13 protein-coding genes and 1 tRNA gene are annotated in these 15838 nt (G+C 72.1%); 3 read left to right on the top strand and 11 right to left on the bottom strand.

Annotation, left to right across the window (positions count from 1 at the left end; all coding sequences use genetic code 11):
- Positions 1-9: 9 nt before the first annotated feature.
- From NIE79_RS08150 to NIE79_RS08110, 9 genes are all read right to left on the bottom strand, one after another.
- Positions 10-207 carry a hypothetical protein gene (locus NIE79_RS08150; RefSeq protein ID WP_030327722.1) on the bottom strand — a complete coding sequence of 66 codons (198 nt, stop codon included), beginning with the start codon at positions 205-207 and terminating at the stop codon, positions 10-12.
- 58 nt (positions 208-265) lie between these two features.
- Entirely contained in the window at positions 266-1006 is a 741-nt protein-coding gene (locus NIE79_RS08145) for a hypothetical protein (protein ID WP_238677958.1), read from the bottom strand.
- 52 nt (positions 1007-1058) lie between these two features.
- Entirely contained in the window at positions 1059-2843 is a 1785-nt protein-coding gene (gene selB / locus NIE79_RS08140; RefSeq protein ID WP_238677957.1) for a selenocysteine-specific translation elongation factor, read from the bottom strand.
- Positions 2844-2845: 2 nt separating this feature from the next.
- Complete coding sequence (selA, locus tag NIE79_RS08135; RefSeq protein ID WP_238677956.1) at positions 2846-4150, bottom strand: L-seryl-tRNA(Sec) selenium transferase; 1305 nt, start codon at positions 4148-4150, stop codon at positions 2846-2848.
- Positions 4151-4173: 23 nt separating this feature from the next.
- A tRNA-Sec gene (locus NIE79_RS08130) sits at positions 4174-4269 on the bottom strand.
- A 13-nt stretch (positions 4270-4282) separates the two neighbouring features.
- Positions 4283-5512 (bottom strand): NrfD/PsrC family molybdoenzyme membrane anchor subunit, encoded by a 1230-nt coding sequence (nrfD, locus tag NIE79_RS08125; RefSeq protein ID WP_238677955.1) that lies wholly within the window; start codon positions 5510-5512, stop codon positions 4283-4285.
- Positions 5509-6495: a 4Fe-4S dicluster domain-containing protein gene (locus NIE79_RS08120; protein ID WP_238677954.1), complete on the bottom strand. Its 987-nt coding sequence runs from the start codon at positions 6493-6495 to the stop codon at positions 5509-5511. The genes nrfD and NIE79_RS08120 overlap by 4 nt, the downstream gene beginning before the upstream one ends.
- Entirely contained in the window at positions 6467-9739 is a 3273-nt protein-coding gene (fdh, locus tag NIE79_RS08115) for a formate dehydrogenase (RefSeq protein ID WP_274523768.1), read from the bottom strand. Before fdh ends, NIE79_RS08120 begins: the two co-directional genes overlap by 29 nt.
- A gap of 617 nt (positions 9740-10356) precedes the next feature.
- Positions 10357-10920: a hypothetical protein gene (locus tag NIE79_RS08110; protein WP_238677953.1), complete on the bottom strand. Its 564-nt coding sequence runs from the start codon at positions 10918-10920 to the stop codon at positions 10357-10359.
- Positions 10921-11612: 692 nt separating this feature from the next.
- Here NIE79_RS08110 and NIE79_RS08105 point away from each other — a divergent pair.
- Positions 11613-11954, top strand: coding sequence for a hypothetical protein (locus tag NIE79_RS08105; protein ID WP_238677952.1), 342 nt, complete (start codon positions 11613-11615; stop codon positions 11952-11954).
- Positions 11951-12610 (top strand): nucleotidyl transferase AbiEii/AbiGii toxin family protein, encoded by a 660-nt coding sequence (locus tag NIE79_RS08100; protein WP_238677951.1) that lies wholly within the window; start codon positions 11951-11953, stop codon positions 12608-12610. The genes NIE79_RS08105 and NIE79_RS08100 overlap by 4 nt, the downstream gene beginning before the upstream one ends.
- Positions 12611-12650: 40 nt before the next feature.
- Here the strand turns inward: NIE79_RS08100 and NIE79_RS08095 are convergent, their stop codons facing one another.
- Positions 12651-13553, bottom strand: coding sequence for an SDR family oxidoreductase (locus NIE79_RS08095; RefSeq protein ID WP_238677950.1), 903 nt, complete (start codon positions 13551-13553; stop codon positions 12651-12653).
- Positions 13554-13740: 187 nt separating this feature from the next.
- On the opposite strand from NIE79_RS08095, the gene NIE79_RS08090 reads away from it, so the two are divergent.
- Positions 13741-15531 carry a bifunctional metallophosphatase/5'-nucleotidase gene (locus tag NIE79_RS08090; protein ID WP_238677949.1) on the top strand — a complete coding sequence of 597 codons (1791 nt, stop codon included), beginning with the start codon at positions 13741-13743 and terminating at the stop codon, positions 15529-15531.
- A gap of 57 nt (positions 15532-15588) precedes the next feature.
- Here the strand turns inward: NIE79_RS08090 and NIE79_RS08085 are convergent, their stop codons facing one another.
- Positions 15589-15762 (bottom strand): hypothetical protein, encoded by a 174-nt coding sequence (locus NIE79_RS08085; RefSeq protein ID WP_238677948.1) that lies wholly within the window; start codon positions 15760-15762, stop codon positions 15589-15591.
- Between the last annotated feature and the right edge of the window lie 76 nt (positions 15763-15838).

Genomic DNA, 15838 nt, shown 5'->3' with positions numbered 1-15838 from the left:
CGCCCCCGCTCAGTCGACCTCCAGGTCGTCCAGCGAGATGGCGTGGGTCATCAGCCACCGGGCCAGCGCCGACATCCCGAACAGCCACAGCGGCACCGACTCGGTGGGGCCGTTCGTGGCGTAGATGGCGAAGCGCAGATCCGGCGCGCGGTACGCCTCGATCCGCCACCGGTGCTGCCGGTCCCGCCAGACCGCCGAAGGGTCCATGGCGTCACCGTAGGTGACCGTCGCCGACCTCGGGGCCGGTTGGCCGGGCACCACCGGCTCAGCCCGGCACCACAGTCGTCCCGAACACGATGCGGGCAACGGACACCAGGAGGCTGATGCCGACTGCGGCGAGGATCAACCAACCGAGCCCACGCCACCCCGAGCCCCGGCCGGGCACCGGCACCGGCGGCGGTCTCCACAGCTCCCGGTAGGTCCAGGCCAGCACACCCACCCCGAACGGCAGGAGCCCGACCCAGAACCAGAACCACCGGGTGCCGACCAACGGCGGCGCACCACCGATCAAGCGGCCCAGCCAGAGCACGGTCAGCACACCGGCGAGCAGACCGGCGACGCCCGCGATCCGCTGCGCGAGGGCGCCGCCGGCCTGCCACGGATCGGCCACGGCAGCGAGCCGCGCGTCCAGCCCGGCGTTCGTCGACAGATCCGGCTCACCCGGGTACGAGGCCGAGGCGGGCGGGCCGACGAAGGCGTACCGGGTCTGACCGTTCGGCACCGTCCACGCCAGGATCGCGCCGTCTGCCGCGTACCGCAGATCCGGTCGACTGCCCCAGTAGGCGCCGTCGTCGGCCCAACCCTGCGCCCGTTGGAAGGTCACCACCCGGCCGGCCGCGAGATCCCGGTCGAGCTGGGCCTCCGTCGACTCACGCGGTTCGACCCACCAGGCCAGAGGCGCCCACAGCACCCACAGCACCGGCAGCCCCCAGCGCAGCACCACCGGGACGACGGCACGCCACCCGCCACCGACACGACGCGACCGGGACGGGGACACCTCGAGCATCCCGCCACGGTCGCACCTCAGCGCAACCCTGTCAGCCCCGGATGGCGTGCGCTCAGGTGACGACGATGCGGGCGTCGTCGGGCAGCCGACGGGTCGCGCCCCGACGGTCCAGCAGCTCCAGCAGGGGCACCGCCACCCGGCGGGTGGTGTCCAACGCCTGCCGGGCGGCGGAGAGGGTGAACGGCTGCGGCAGCCCGGCCAACACGCGGACCGCGTCGTCGAGCGCGTCGGGCAGCAACACCACGTTGTCGGCCAGCCGCAGCAGCGCGCCGGCCCGCACCGCGGCGCCGATCTCCCGGGGACCCAGGCCGAGGTCGACGAGGCGGTCCGCCTCGGGGGCCCGGAACGGCCGGTCGCCGTACTCGGCGCGGACCCGTTGCACGGCCCGGGCCACCGGTTCGGGCAGCGCGTTGGCGCTCGCCGCCCCGACCCGACCGGCGTGGATGCGCAGCGGCGGCCGGACCAGCGCCTCGACCAGCACCCGGTCGGGCAGGGCGAGGCGCTGACGCAGCGCGTCCACCGGCATGCCGGGTTCCAACGGGTGCTCCCGCGCGTGCCGGGCGACCTCCTCGGTCAGCCGCTCACCGAGCGACCGCCAGTGCGCGGGGTCGGCCAGCCAGTCACCGGCCACCGGCTCGGCGTATGCCGGCCCGTCCTGCACCGGCTCGGCGTGCACCGGCACACCCATCCGGATCAACGCGCCGGCCCGGATGAGCCGGCGACGGCGCAGCTCCCCCGCCAGGTCCGGTCGTCCGTCCAACTCGGTGAGGACCTGGGCGCGGGCGGCGGCCGCACCCCGTCGGCCCAGCGGTGGGGGTGCCACGTCCAACACCCGCACCCCGCCGCTGACGTGGTGACGGCCCGGGTCCCGCAGCAGCGCCCGGTCGCCCACCAGCAACGGCAGCGGGCGGGCCAGCCGCAGCCGGACGGTGTCCGGGCCGAGCGGGCGCACCCGTACCGGCACCGCCGCCGACCCGACGTGCAGGGTGAGGGTGGCCGGCAGGTCGCCGGCCGGGTCGCCGGCGAGCCGGACGTCGACCAGGTCGGTGTGGTGAAACCGGCCCGGGGTGAGCAACGCGTCGCCCCGGCCGAGCCGGTCGCGGGGCGTACCGCGCAGGTTGACCGCCACCCGGGCGACCGCCGCCGCCTCCGGGCGGGCCTCGCCCAGGGAGTGCAGGCCACGGACCCGAACCGGTTCGTCGGCGCCGGCCAGCTCCAGTTCGTCGCCCACCCGCAGCCGCCCGGCCCCGAGAGTGCCGGTGACGACGGTGCCACTGCCCCGCACCGTGAAGCTGCGGTCCACCCACAGCCGGACCGGGTCGTCCAGCACCGGCGCGGGCAGTTGGGCGGCGAGCCGGTCCAGGGCCGCCCGCAACTGGGGCAGGCCGGCGCCGGTCAGGCCACTGACCGCCACCGCCGGCACCGCGCCGAGGCTGGTCGCGGCGATCTCCGCGCGGGCACGGGCCGTCGCCGGCCCCGGATCGGCCAGGTCCGCGCGGGTCACCGCCAGCAGGCCGTACGCGACACCGAGCGCGTCGAGCGCGGCCAGGTGCTCGGCGGACTGCGGCATCCAGCCCTCGTCGGCGGCCACCACGATCAGCGCCGCCGGAACCGGGCCGACCCCGGCGAGCATGTTCGGCACGAACCGCTCGTGCCCGGGTACGTCGACGAAGGCGACGGTGCCGCCGGACGGCAGCGTCGTCCACGCGAAACCCAGGTCGATTGTCATTCCCCGGCGGCGTTCCTCGGCCCACCGGTCGGGTTCCATCCCGGTCAACGCCCGGACCAGTGTCGACTTACCGTGGTCGACGTGCCCGGCGGTCGCGACGACGAACACGCTCAGTCGTCCCCGGGTACGCGCAGCACGGCCGCGCGGATGGCCTCGTCGGCGGCGGCGGGCACACAGCGCAGGTCGAGCAGGAGCCGTCCGCGCACCACCCGACCCAGGACCGGCGGGTCTCCGACGCGCAGCGGCGCCGCGTACCGCTCGGGCAGGCTCAACGCCCACGAGCCCAGCTCCACCCCGGGGGCGCCGCCCCCGCCGACCACCGCGACGGCCGGCACCACCTCCGCCTTGCGGCCGTCCACGCCGAGCCGGTCGCGCAGCCGCTCCACCCGTTCTCGCAGGGCACCCGGGTCGGCGTGCAGCGCCACCCGGGTCGGGGTGTCCGGTTGGTGCAGGGTGGCGCCCAGCGCGGCCAGGGTGAGCTTGTCCACCCGCAGCGCCCGGGCCAGTGGGTGGCGACGCAACCGGTCGATCACCTCGACGTCACCGAGCAGCAGCCCCGCCTGCGGCCCACCGAGCAGCTTGTCGCCGCTGGCGGTGACCAGCGCGGCGCCGGCGCGCAGGGTGCTGGCGGCGTCCGGTTCGTCGGGCAGCAGCGGGTCCGCGCCGAGCAGCCCGGAGCCGATGTCCGCGACGACCGGCACCCCGAGCGTGGCCAGTTGCCGTACGCCGACGGCGGAGGTGAAGCCGGTGACCCGGAAGTTCGACGGGTGCACCTTGAGCACGAAGCCGGTCTGCGGGCCGAGAGCGGCGGCGTAGTCCGCGAGGGTGGTGCGGTTGGTGGTGCCCACCTCGCGCAGCCGCGCGCCGGTGCTCTCCAGCAGGTCGGGCAGGCGGAAACCGTCGCCGATCTCGACGAGTTCGCCCCGGCTGACCACGATCTCCCGGCCGGCGGCCAACGCGGTGGCGGCCAGCACCAGCGCGGCGGCCCCGTTGTTGACGACGTGCACGGCGCCTGCGTCGGGCACGGCGGCCCTCAGCGCGTCGAGCGCGCCCCGGCCGCGTCGGGCCCGCCGGCCGGTGGCCAGGTCCAACTCGACGTCGGTGTGCCCGGCGGCGGCCACCACAGCGGCGACAGCGGCTGGCGACAGCGGCGCCCGACCCAGGTTGGTGTGCAGCACGACACCGGTGGCGTTGAGCACCACCCGGGGGCCGGGGGTGGGCAACGCGGCGACCGCCGCGTCGCGTACCTCGTCGGGGTTGAGCTCACCGCGGCGGGCGCGGCCCTGGGCGTGGGAGACGATCGCCTTGACCTGCTCCCGGCCGAGGGTCGCGGTGGCGGCGGCCAGCACCGGGTCGGCGAGCAGCGTGTCCGTACGGGGCACCCGACGTCGCGGGTCCACCGGGCCGTCGCCCATCACGTCATCTCCTGCAAGCGGTGTGGCGGAGACGGACGGGAATCGAACCCGCCTGGCCCGGGTCCCGGACCACTCCGGTTTTGAAGACCGGGAGGGGCACCAGCCGCCTGAACGCCTCCACCGGACATTCGATCACACCGCGGGCGGGACCGCCCGATCAGATGGAAGATCCATGCCGATTCGCCGCGCATCGACCCGTTCGCGCTGCGGCACCACCGTGTAGCGGGGGTCGCGGGCCGAGGCGACGCCGCCGTAGAAGATGCCGAACCGGGTCAGCACCGACGCGGCCAGCAGCGCGGTCCCCGAGAGCGCCCCGACCACCCGGCTGCGCCGGCCCAGCAGCGCACCCGCCACCCCGCCGACGGTCAGCAGCCGCCCGGCGCGCAGCATCCGACCCGGCCGACCCAACCGGTAGGGCTCACTGAGCAGGCCGAGGCGGGTCTCCACCCGATGCGCGCCGTACAGCTCCAGCGCCGCGCCGGCCACCGCCATCCGGCGGGCCGGCCCGGCCTGGGCCGGCGGCGCGGCGAGCAGACCCACACCGGCGCCGCTGGCCAGCGCGCTGCCCGCGAAGATCACCGGCAGCTCGGGGTACGCCTCATGCCAGGACGGCACCGCCGTGTCGGCCAGCAACACCCCGGTGTACGTGGCCAGCGCCGGCGCGGTGCCGGCGGCGAGCAGCCCAGCGGCGTGCCCGATCGGCGGCAACGCCCGGCCGGCCAGCCCGAGCAGACCGTGCCGGGGCAGCACACCGGCCGCCTCGGCGATCGCGGCGACGCCCGCCGCCGGCCCGTACGCGGTGAGGATCCAGGTACCCACCGACATCGGCGAGGTCAGCTTCGCCACCCGCAGCATGTGGTGGAACCGCGCCGGCCGGCCCAGGTCCTTGACCAGGAAGACGGCGCTGGCGCTGACGGCGGCCAACGCGGTGACCCGACCGGCGCGCCGCAGCGCGGGCCGCCCGGTGAGCTGCCCGCCCGCGGCGAGCAGCGACGATCCGGCGGCCAACCCTCCGGTGAACAGGTACGCGGCGATGTCCCACTTCCAGACCGGCCCCTTCAGAACGGGTCGGCCGTAGTAGGACGTGAACTCGGCCTCCGGCACGCGCAGTTCCTCGCCGCCACCGCGCCGCCTGCCCCTGCGGCCGGCGCTCCGGCGGCTGCTGGCGACCCCGTTGCCGCCGGCCCTGCCCCTGTCGTTCGGGTGGTCGCCACCGCTCGTGGCCTCTGCCCTGCTCGCAAGCGCCGCGCCGGTCGCGGTGTCGGGCCGCTCGTCGCTCACCTGGGGCTGGTCGCCGCCCTCGGCGGCGAGCCGCTCCCGGAAACGGCGGAACCGGTCGCCCACGGGGCCCGGTGGGGTCATGAGGAACCTCCGACGAACGCGGCGACGGTCGCCGCCGCCATGGCGAGAGCGGCGAGGCCGGCGCGCTTCCACATCTTCGGCAGGTCGCGAGTGGTCACGATCGGGTCCGGTGGCAGCCCGTACACCTCCGGCTCGTCCAGGAGCAGGAAGAACGCCCCGTCGCCGCCGACGCCGTCGTTCGGGTCGTGCCCGTACAGGCGGGCCTCGGGGACCCCCCGGTCGTGCAGCGTCGCCACCCGGGCGGCGGCGCGCTCGCGCAGCTCGTCGAGGGGCCCGTACTGGATCGACTCGGTCGGGCACGCCTGCGCACACGCCGGAGTCATCCCCGCGCCCAACCGGTCGTAGCACAGCGTGCACTTCCACGCCCGACCGTCGTCCTTACGCTGATCGATCACCCCGTACGGACACGCCGAGATGCAGTACCCGCACCCGTTGCAGATGTCCTCCTGCACGACAACTGTGCCGAACTCGGTGCGGAACAACGAACCCGTCGGGCAGACGTCCAGGCAGGCCGCATGGGTGCAGTGCTTGCAGACGTCCGACATCATCAGCCAGCGGAAATCCGTACGCTCCTCGACGCCCGTGCCCCGGCCCGGCGGTTGGCCCCCCGGCATCCCGAGGAACTGCGGTCCGGCGTCGACCGGCCGGGCCGGGCCGGCGTCGACCGGCGCGCCGAGGACGTCCGCCGGTACGGCGCCATGCCCGGCCGGGCGGGGCTGCTCGATGAACGCGACGTGCCGCCACGAGTTCGCGGTCAACGCGCCGGTGTTGTCGTACGACATGCCGAGCAGGTCCAGGCCGCTCTCCGGAACGCCGTTCCACTCCTTGCAGGCGACCTCACAGGCCTTGCAGCCGATGCAGACGCTGGTGTCGGTGAAGAACCCCATCCTCGGCGGCGCGTTCTCGTAGCCGGCGTCGGGTGCCGGGTCCAGCGGACCGTACAGGCTGTTCGGGTCAGGAAGCACCGTGTTCCTTCCCCTCATTGTCGGTGGTGACGGCCGGGGCGTGCTGGCCCGGAACGATTCCTGCGCGCCGCTGGTAGTCGGCCACCAGGTCGAGCAACGCCGGGCCGGTGGGACGGCGGCCCGGCCGCACGTCACAGGTGCCGACCTTGCTCTCCTGGATCAGCACGTTCGGGTCCAGGCTGATGCCGAACAGATCGTTGGCCGAGTCACCGGTGACCAGCCCCTCGAAACCGAAGTGGTACGGCAACCACACCTGGTGGATGATCCGACCGTCCACCCGCAGCGGGGTGAGCCGGTCGGTCACCAGCACCTTCGCCTCGATCACCGCCCGGCCGCTGACCAGGTGCGCCCAGCCCAGATGCGTCAGCCCGACCTCGCCGGCCAGGGCCGGGGACACCTCGACGAACATCTCCGGTTGCAACTCCGCCAGCGGTGACACGGTCCGGCTCATCGCGCCGGCGGTGTGGTGCTCGGTGAGCCGGCTGACAGTGAACACGTACGGGAACACCTGGGCGTGCTCCTGCGGCGGGCTCGGGTTTACCGAGTTCACCGGGTGTGCGTACATCTTGCGGGTCGGGTTGGCCTGCTGACCGTAGAGCGGGTTACGCACCGGCGACTCCACCGGCTCGTAGTGCGTCGGCAGCGGCCCGTCCAGGACACCGCTGGGCGCGTACAGCCAGCCCTTGCCGTCGCCCTGCATGACGAACGGGTCGTCGCCCGCGATGCCCTCCGGCCCGGACGCGCCGACTGGCGGCCGGTACGACGGAGGCTTGGTCTTCTCGAAGTCCGGCACGTCGTAGCCGGTCCACTCGGCCTTCTCAGCGTCCCACCAGACGTAGCGTTTGCGCTCACTCCACGGGTTGCCGTCCGGGTCGGCGGACGCACGGTTGTAGAGGATGCGCCGGTTCGCCGGCCACGCCCAACCCCACTCGGCGGCCACCCAGTCCTGCTCGTGCCGGGACTTGCGCCGGGCCGCCTGGTTCACCCCGTCCGCGTACACGCCGCTGTAGATCCAACAACCGATCGCCGTGGAGCCGTCCGCGCGGGCCTCGGCGAAACCGGACAGCGGGCGGCCGGTCGCCACGTCGTACCCGTTGATCTCGCGCAGCACCGCCTCGGCGCTCGGCTCCGCGTGCGGACCGTGTGTGGGGTAGTCCCAGGTGAGGTCGAGCAGCGCCCGGTCGCGCGGCAGCGTCGAGTCGGCCAGCTTCTCCCGCAGTTTGCGGCCCAGGTGATAGAAGAACCACAGCTCGGAGCGGGCGTCGCCCGGCGGCTCGACGGCCTTCTCCCGCCACTGCAACAGCCGCTGCGTCTGGGTGAACGTGCCCTCCTTCTCCACGTGTGACGCGGCGGGCAGGAAGAACACCTCCGTGCGGCACTCCTCCGGCACGATCTCCCCGGTGGCGACCTCCGGGCCGTTCTGCCAGAACGTCGCGCTCTCGATCATGAACAGGTCCCGGACCACCAACCAGTCGAGGTTGGCCATCCCCAGACGCTGCGCGCGACCGTGCGCGGAGCCGACCGCCGGGTTCTGCCCGAGCAGGAAGTACCCCTTGATCTTCCCGTCGATCATGTTGAGCACCTGCTGGTACGTGCCGTGATCACCGGTCAGCCGGGGCAGATAGCCGTAGCAGAAGTCGTTCTCCGGCGTCGCCGCGTCACCCCAGTACGCCTTGAGCAGGCTGGCGGCGAACGACCGCGCGTTACCCCAGAACCCCTTCTGCCCCGGGTGGCGGATGCTGTCCACCCACTCGTCGAAGCTCGGGTGCTCGGCGTGGTGCGGCATCGGCAGATAGCCGGGCAACAGGTTGAACAGCGTCGGGATGTCGGTCGAGCCCTGGATGCTGGCGTGGCCGCGAAGCGCCATCACCCCACCACCCGGGCGACCCATGTTGCCCAGCAACAGCTGAATGATCGCGCCGGTACGGATGTACTGCACACCCACGCTGTGCTGCGTCCACCCGACGGAGTAGATCAGCATGCCGGTGCGGTCCCGACCGGAGTTCGCCGTCCACGCCCGCGCCAACTCCAGGAACTGCGCCTGCGAAATCCCGCAGACCCGCTCCACCATCTCCGGGGTGTAGCGGGCGAAGTGTCGCTTGAGGATCTGGTAGACGCAGCGCGGATGCTGCAACGTCTCGTCGCGCCGGGTCTGCCCGCCCACCGGCGCGCCGTGCGACTCGTGGGTCAACCCCGCGGCGCTGTCCCGCTCCTGGGCGGTGTGACCACTGCCCGAAGAATCCTCGTGCCCCTCGTACTGCCAGCTGTCCTGCACGTAGGTGCCGGTCTCCGGGTCGAAGCCGGAGAAGAAACCGTCGCCGTCCTCGGTGTCGCTGAACTCCTCGCTGACGATCGTCGCCGCGTTGGTGTACGAGAGCACGTACTCCCGGAAGTCCAACTCGTTGTCCAGGATGTAGCGCACCACGCCACCGAGCAACGCGATGTCCGTGCCCGCCCGGATCGGCAGGTACTCGTCCGCGACAGCACTCGTCCGCGTGAACCGCGGGTCGACGTGGAAGACCTTCGCCCCCCGACGCTTGGCCTCCATCACCCACTGGAAACCCACCGGGTGCGCCTCAGCCATGTTCGAACCCTGGATGACGATCACGTCAGCGTTGGCGATGTCCTGCTGGAAATCCGTCGCACCGCCACGACCGAAGCTGGCCCCCAGACCGGGGACGGTGGCGGAGTGTCAAATACGGGCCTGGTTCTCGATCTGGAGCGCCCCCATCGCCGTGAACAACTTCTTGATGAGGTAGTTCTCCTCGTTGTCCAGCGTCGCCCCGCCCAGGCTGGAGATGCCCAGCGTCCGGTTGAGCGGCCGGCCCTGCGTGTCGACGTCCTCCCAGGTCTGCTCGCGGGCGGCGAGGATCCGGTCGGCGATCATGTCGAGCGCGGTGTCGAGCTCCAGATCCTCCCACTGCGTCGAGTACGGCCGGCGATAGCGGACAGTGGTCTGCCGCAGCGGACTGGTCACCAGACTCTTGCTGGCCGAACCCTTCGGGCAGAGCCGACCCCGCGAGATCGGGCTGTCCGGATCACCCTCGATCTGACTGACCTGCCCGTCCTTAACGAACACCCGCTGACCACAACCCACAGCGCAGTACGGGCAGACCGAACGGGCGACGCTGTCGGCGTCCTCGGTACGGGCAGTGAGCGCGCGGGACCCGTCGGACTTCGCCGCGGCGCCCCGGCCCAGCGGGTCCGTGCCGGTGAGCTGGCGGTAGACCGGCCAACCCTCGATAAAGGTCCGTAGACCCAACCCCGACACCCCCTCCCACGCGAGCGACCCCCTGAACATAGGTCAAGTGAGGCACGTTCGCGAACCGGGGATGCAGACAGCGCCGCCCCCGGCCGGTGGGCCGGGGGCGGCGCTGGTGTCGGTGTGCAGGTCGCCTCTCGGCGAGTGGCACGACGCGGCTCCAGCCGAACGGTATTCCGCGAAGGCGATATTAGGTGAGGCCCGGGGACACTGAGTCACACCGACACCCTCCACAACCAGCCCGCACCCCACGTTGTTCCCCCGCCCCCGCCGGGCCGGGTGCCGTCAGGCCCATCGCCACACCGCCGGTCGCCTCACGGCCAGGACACCCGCCATCGCGCCGCGAATCAGCCATGCCCCGCGAGATCTTGGACAGTTTCCGTTAGCGCGGAACGGAAACTGTCCAAGATCTGCTGGCAGCCACCGACCCGACCGCGGCATCCGCTGCCGGCTGCGCGGCATTCGCTTCCGGCGGACACCCAGCGGCGCGGCATCCGCAACCAGTGGCCAGCACCTGCCGCACGCAGACGGAAAGGCCGCTGGCCGGCACCCCGGGTTGGGGGTGCCGGCCAGCGGTCGGTGTCGTGCTGTGGTCTTGTCCGTGCGGGTGGTGCGGGTCAGCTGTTCCAGTGCTGGGCGACCAGGTCGGTGGCCTGCTGCTCCCACTGGGCGTAGGCGTCCGGGTACGCCGAGACCTGCACGGTCTGCGCGGCGTCGGTCAGGGGCATGTCCTGCCAGCCGTCGACCTGCTTGAGGCCCTTGAGGAACGCGGTGGTGGAGTACTCGGGGTTGGTGATCTGCTCCGGGGTGCCCCAACCACTGGTCGGGCGCTGTTGGAACAGGCCCAGCGAGTCGTGGTCGTTGGCGTCGCCCAGGTGGCCGAGGTTCTCCAGCTTCGACTCCTGCAGGCTGGTCGCGATCGAGATGACCGCGGCCCGCTCGGGCAGGCCGGCCTTCTTCGTGGCGGCGATGATCGCCTTCACGTTGGCGGTCTGCTCGTCGGTGAGGGTGATGTGGGACTGGTCGCCCTGCGGCTTCGGCGCCGACTGCTGCACGGCGGCGGCGACGGGCTTGCCATCGGCCGGGGTGGCGGCGTGGGCGGCGATCGGGCCGGCGAACACGCCACCGGCGAACGCGAGACCAGCAACAGACAGCATGCTCTTACGGAAGATCGTGTTCATGAGGGGTAGCTCCTTCGGGGGTAGGACACCCGAACCGCCAAGGGGGGCGGCAGTCACGGGTGTGAGCACCTCGTCCGGCGCTGCACATACAAGGGGAAAAGTCTTGGGAGGTGACGCCGTCGGGCGTCCGGGGTCGGCGGCCTGCGAGCGGGGGCTCGTGGCGCCGGGTCCAGATGTAACGACCGGGGGGCCGGGGTCATTCCGGGGTGGCCCACCCGCCGGCACCGCGTCGTAGTGCCTGTCGGTCGTTCGTGGGGACTGTAACGAACGGGTGTGGGCTGGCATTCCCACCTGCGCGACCAGCCCCCAGGGGGTGGGCGGCGGGTCGGTGGTGCTGCGATCGTCAGGGTATGTAACGACCCCGACCCCGCCAGGATTCCACCCTGAGGGTGCGCCCAGTCACCACCCACAACCGCCCACCACCGGACAAACCACCCAGGCGGCACGCCGTCCACGGCGTCGAAACCGCCCGCACCCACGTGATCCACTCGGGCTCACGGAAGTCGGGGCATCCCCGACGCCCGGACGCCCCGACATCAAGGAACCCGAGTCGATCACGACCAACCGAACGCACCAGCCCCGCACAAACCGGACAGACTTCGCCGCCGGTCGGGGACGTGTCGGCGCGCCTGGAGCAGCGCTCTGGGATCGACCTGAGCGACACCGGCGCTGGTGGGCGTTACCCTGACACCATGCAGGCCGTCTCCCCCACCGCGACCGGCGTGGCCTTTCTGGCCCGCCCGGGTCGCCCCGCTGTGGTGGCGCGGACACTCGCCGAGCTGGGCGGCCCCACCCGAGGTGTGGTGGAGCTGCCGGTACGGCTGATGTGGAACGCCGAGCGCACCTTCGACCTCGGCGACCCCGACCAGCTGCTCTGGATGTACGAGAACGTGCTGCGCGAGACCACCCGGGCCGAGGATCTGCGGGCTCTGATCAACGGGCGGACGCTGCGGCGGGTGTGGCGACTGCTCAACCTGCCTCGGGGCGTACGCCAGGCGTGGGAGAGCCGGCACCGCGGCCTGCGCGCGGCGTGACCGAACCTCATCTGCACGAGTTCTACCGGGAGGTGGCCCGGGTGGCGCTGGCCGCCGCCGGGCCGTACCGGTTCGTTCTGGGTGGTGGGGTGGCGTGGGCGGCGCACGGGTTGGTCGCCCGACCGACGGAGGACGTCGACCTCTTCGCGGACGTGGAGGGTGCCGCGGCGGCGGCGTCGGCCGGGGTGCGGGTGGCACTGGAGCGGGCCGGGTTCATCGTCAGCGACGCCGACCCGGACAGTGAGCTGGCCGAGCTGTTCGACGGGTACGAGCAGGACATGAAGGATTTCGTGGTGAGCCGCGACGGGCGGCAGATCCGGCTCAGCCTCGCCCGGTTGGATCGCCAGCAGAGCCCGGTGGTGATGGACCTCGGCCCGGTGATGGACGTCCGTGACCTGGTGGCGAACAAGATCGCGGCGTTGGTCAACCGGCGGGAGGTTCGCGACTTCATCGACGTGGCCGCGGCCCTCGACCACTACGACGTGACCGAGCTGTTGGTGCTGGCACGGCAGGTCGACCCCGCGCTGGACCCGGACGACGTGCGCGCCGCCGGCCGCTACCTGGACCGGCTCTCCGACCAGCGTTTCGGCAGGTACGGCCTGGGGGCCACCGACGTCGTGGAGATCCGGCAACGCTTCGCCGCCTGGCCCCGCTGACCGGGTGGGCGCCCCGAGCGGACGCCCACCCGACGGCCTGTCACTTGGTCGGTCGACCGCCAGTGACCCCCAGGATCTCGCCCGTCACGTAGCTGGACTCCTGCGAGGCGAAGAAGACGTACGCGGGCGCCAGCTCGGCCGGTTGCCCGGGACGCCCCTCGGGGGTGTCGGTGCCGAACTGCTTCACCTTCTCCTCCGGCATGGTGGACGGGATCAGCGGCGTCCACACCGGGCCCGGTGCGACAGCGTTGACCCGGATGCCCTGCTCGGCCAGGTCGGCGGCGAGGGCCTTGGTGAAGTTGGCGATCCCCGCCTTGGTGGTCGCGTAGTCCATCAGCTGTGGCGACGGGTCGAACGCCTGGATCGACGACGTGTTGATGATCGCCGACCCCTCGGCCAGGTGCGGGATGGCGGCCTTGCAGAGCCAGAACATCGCGTACAGGTTGGTCTTGAACACCCGGTCGAACTGCTCGGTGCTGATGCCGAGGATCCCCTTGTCCTGCGACATCTGGTACGCCGCGTTGTTGACCAGGATGTCGAGGCCGCCCAGGTCGCGCACCGCCCGGTCGACCAGTTCCTGGCAGTGCGCCTCGTCGGTGATGTCGCCGCGCACGGCGACGCCCCGCCGGCCTGCGGCCTCGACCAGCCGGATGGTCTCGCGGGCGTCGGCGTCCTCCTCCTCGCCGAGGTAGGAGATGAGCACGTCCGCGCCCTCCCGGGCGAAGGCGATCGCGACCGCCCGGCCGATCCCCGAGTCACCGCCGGTGATCAGCGCCCGCTTGCCGTCGAGCTTGCCGCTGCCCCGGTACGACTCTTCCCCGTGGTCCGGCTTCGGGGTCATCTCCCTGGTCGAGCCGGGCGCCGACTGCTGCTGTGCGGGCTGACCGGACTGCTGGCCGTACTGGCTGGTCGGGTCCTGCTGGGTGTGCTGGTCCTCGCTCACTGAAAACTCTCCTCGCTGCGCGCGGAAGGCGGGGCTCTCCCGCGAATGTCGTCCCTGTCCGCCCTACCCTGCGTCGGCCTGCGGAAACCGCCGCAACGATCGGGGCTGCCGTGGCGGGAGTGCCGGGTGCTGGTTATGGTGCGCAAGGCGCTCACGAGGCGCGTCCACCCCCATGGAAAGGCACGTCATGACCTCTCCCTCCGGCCCGTCGCGCCGCCAGGTGCTCGTCGCCGCGGCGGCCGCGGCGACCACCCCGCTGATCGCCGCCGCGCCCGCGCAGGCGGCCGGCCCGGCCCGGCCGCGCACCTGGGACCTCACCCTCCTGGGCACGTCGGACACGCACGGCAACGTCTACAACTGGGACTACTACCGCGACGCCGAGTACGACGACAGCAAGCAGAACGACATCGGCGTCGCGAAGCTGGCGACCCTGATCAACCAGATCCGTCGGGAGCGGCGCGGCAAGGCGACGCTGGTGCTCGACGCCGGCGACACGATCCAGGGCACGCCGCTGGCCACGTACTACGCCAAGCAGGAGCCCATCACCGCCACCGGTGAGAAGCACCCGATGGCACGGGCCATGAACGTCATCGACTACGACGCGGTGACCCTGGGCAACCACGAGTTCAACTATGGTCTGCCGTTGCTGGACCTGTGGATCCGTCAGCTCGGCTTCCCGGCGCTCGCCGCGAACGCCGTCAACGCGAAGACCGGCAAGCCGGCCTTCCTGCCGTACGTCATCAAGAAGGTCTCCCTCGGTTTCGCCGCGCCGACCCTGCGGGTCGGCATCCTCGGGTTGACCAACCCCGGTGTGGCCATCTGGGACAAGGGCAACGTCGAGGGCAAGCTGCGCTTCGACGACATGATCGCGACCGCCGCGAAGTGGGTGCCGATCATGCGGGCCCGCGGCGCGGACCTCGTGCTGATCTCGGCGCACGGCGGGGACAGCGGGACCTCCAGCTACGGCCCCGAGCTGCCGAACGAGAACCCGGTGGCGCTGATCGCCCAGCAGGTGCCGGGGATCGACGCGATCCTCTTCGGTCACGCGCACAACGAGGTGGTCGAGCGGTTCGTCACCAACGAGCGCACCGGCACGCAGGTGCTGCTCTCCGAGCCGTCGAAGTGGGGCCAGCGGCTCACCCGGATGGACTTCACCCTCGCCCGTGAGCGTGGCCGGTGGACGATCACCAAGAAGGCCGCCACCATGCTGAACACCAACACTGTGGTCGAGGACCCGAAGGTGCTCGCCGCCGTGCGGGCCCAACACCAGAAGACCGTGGCGTACGTCAACCAGGTCGTCGCCACGTCCACCGTGGAGTTGTCGGCGGCGGAGTCGCGGTACAAGGACACGCCGATCCTGGACTTCATCAACCACGTGCAGAGCGAGGTGGTCGGCGCGGCGCTGGCCGGCACCGCGTACGCGGACCTGCCGGTGCTGTCGATCGCGGCGCCGTTCAGCCGGACCGCTGTCTTCCCCGCCGGCGACGTGAAGATCCGTGACGTGGCCGGCCTGTACGTGTACGACAACACCCTCGAGGCGGTAGTGCTCAGCGGGGCCGAGGTGCGCGCGTACCTGGAGTACTCGGCGAAGTTCTTCCGCACCCTCGCGCCGGGCGCCCCGGTCGACCCGGAGCAGATCAGTGACCCGGCCGTGCCGGACTACAACTACGACGTCTTCTCCGGCCTGGACTACGACATCGACATCTCCAAGCCGGTCGGGCAGCGGATCACCCGCCTGGTGCTGGCCGGCACCGACACTCCGGTGGCCGACAACGCCCAGTTCGTGGTGGCGGTGAACAACTACCGGCGCAGCGGCGGTGGCAACTTCCCCGGCATCGTGAAGACCCAGGTCTACAACGCGCAGCAGGAGATCCGTCAGTTGCTCATCGACTGGGCGCAGGCCAAGGGGACCATCGACCCGGCCGACTTCTTCCAGCCCAACTGGCGTCTGGTACGCGAGGGCGTGCCGGTCTTCTGACCGAAACGCATCACGAACGGGCCGCGGGTGGCGACACCCGCGGCCCGGCGCGCGTTCTCAGCCCTGCACGTTCCAGCGGATCGGGTCCTCGGACTCCTCCGGCCGGTCGCGCCCGGGATCGATCTCGGTCAGGGCCATCCGCTCGTCGGGACGGACGGCGGGCGGCAACTCTCCGAACCGCGCGTGGCGCAGAAACGCGTACTCGTCGTCGGTGAACGGCTGCTCGGTCATCAGCGCCTCCTCCTGCTCCGCTGTCGATTCTCCGGTGGCCGGGCCGGTCGGCGCCAGTAGCCGCGCACACACCCCG

This window comes from Micromonospora trifolii (assembly GCF_022229005.1).
GTDB lineage: Bacteria > Actinomycetota > Actinomycetes > Mycobacteriales > Micromonosporaceae > Micromonospora > Micromonospora trifolii.
The sequence above is the reverse complement of the archived record's forward strand: the minus strand, read 5'-3'. Positions and strand labels throughout refer to the sequence as shown.

Excerpts from the sequence above, each read along its gene's own strand:
- NIE79_RS08150 (WP_030327722.1), bottom strand. The coding sequence starts at position 207 with ATGGACCCTTCGGCGGTCTGGCGGGACCGGCAGCACCGGTGGCGGATC.
- NIE79_RS08145 (WP_238677958.1), bottom strand. The coding sequence starts at position 1,006 with ATGCTCGAGGTGTCCCCGTCCCGGTCGCGTCGTGTCGGTGGCGGGTGG.
- selA (WP_238677956.1), bottom strand. The coding sequence starts at position 4,150 with ATGGGCGACGGCCCGGTGGACCCGCGACGTCGGGTGCCCCGTACGGAC.
- nrfD (WP_238677955.1), bottom strand. The coding sequence starts at position 5,512 with ATGACCCCACCGGGCCCCGTGGGCGACCGGTTCCGCCGTTTCCGGGAG.
- NIE79_RS08120 (WP_238677954.1), bottom strand. The coding sequence starts at position 6,495 with ATGAGGGGAAGGAACACGGTGCTTCCTGACCCGAACAGCCTGTACGGT.
- NIE79_RS08110 (WP_238677953.1), bottom strand. The coding sequence starts at position 10,920 with ATGAACACGATCTTCCGTAAGAGCATGCTGTCTGTTGCTGGTCTCGCG.
- NIE79_RS08105 (WP_238677952.1), top strand. The coding sequence starts at position 11,613 with ATGCAGGCCGTCTCCCCCACCGCGACCGGCGTGGCCTTTCTGGCCCGC.
- NIE79_RS08090 (WP_238677949.1), top strand. The coding sequence starts at position 13,741 with ATGACCTCTCCCTCCGGCCCGTCGCGCCGCCAGGTGCTCGTCGCCGCG.
- NIE79_RS08085 (WP_238677948.1), bottom strand. The coding sequence starts at position 15,762 with ATGACCGAGCAGCCGTTCACCGACGACGAGTACGCGTTTCTGCGCCAC.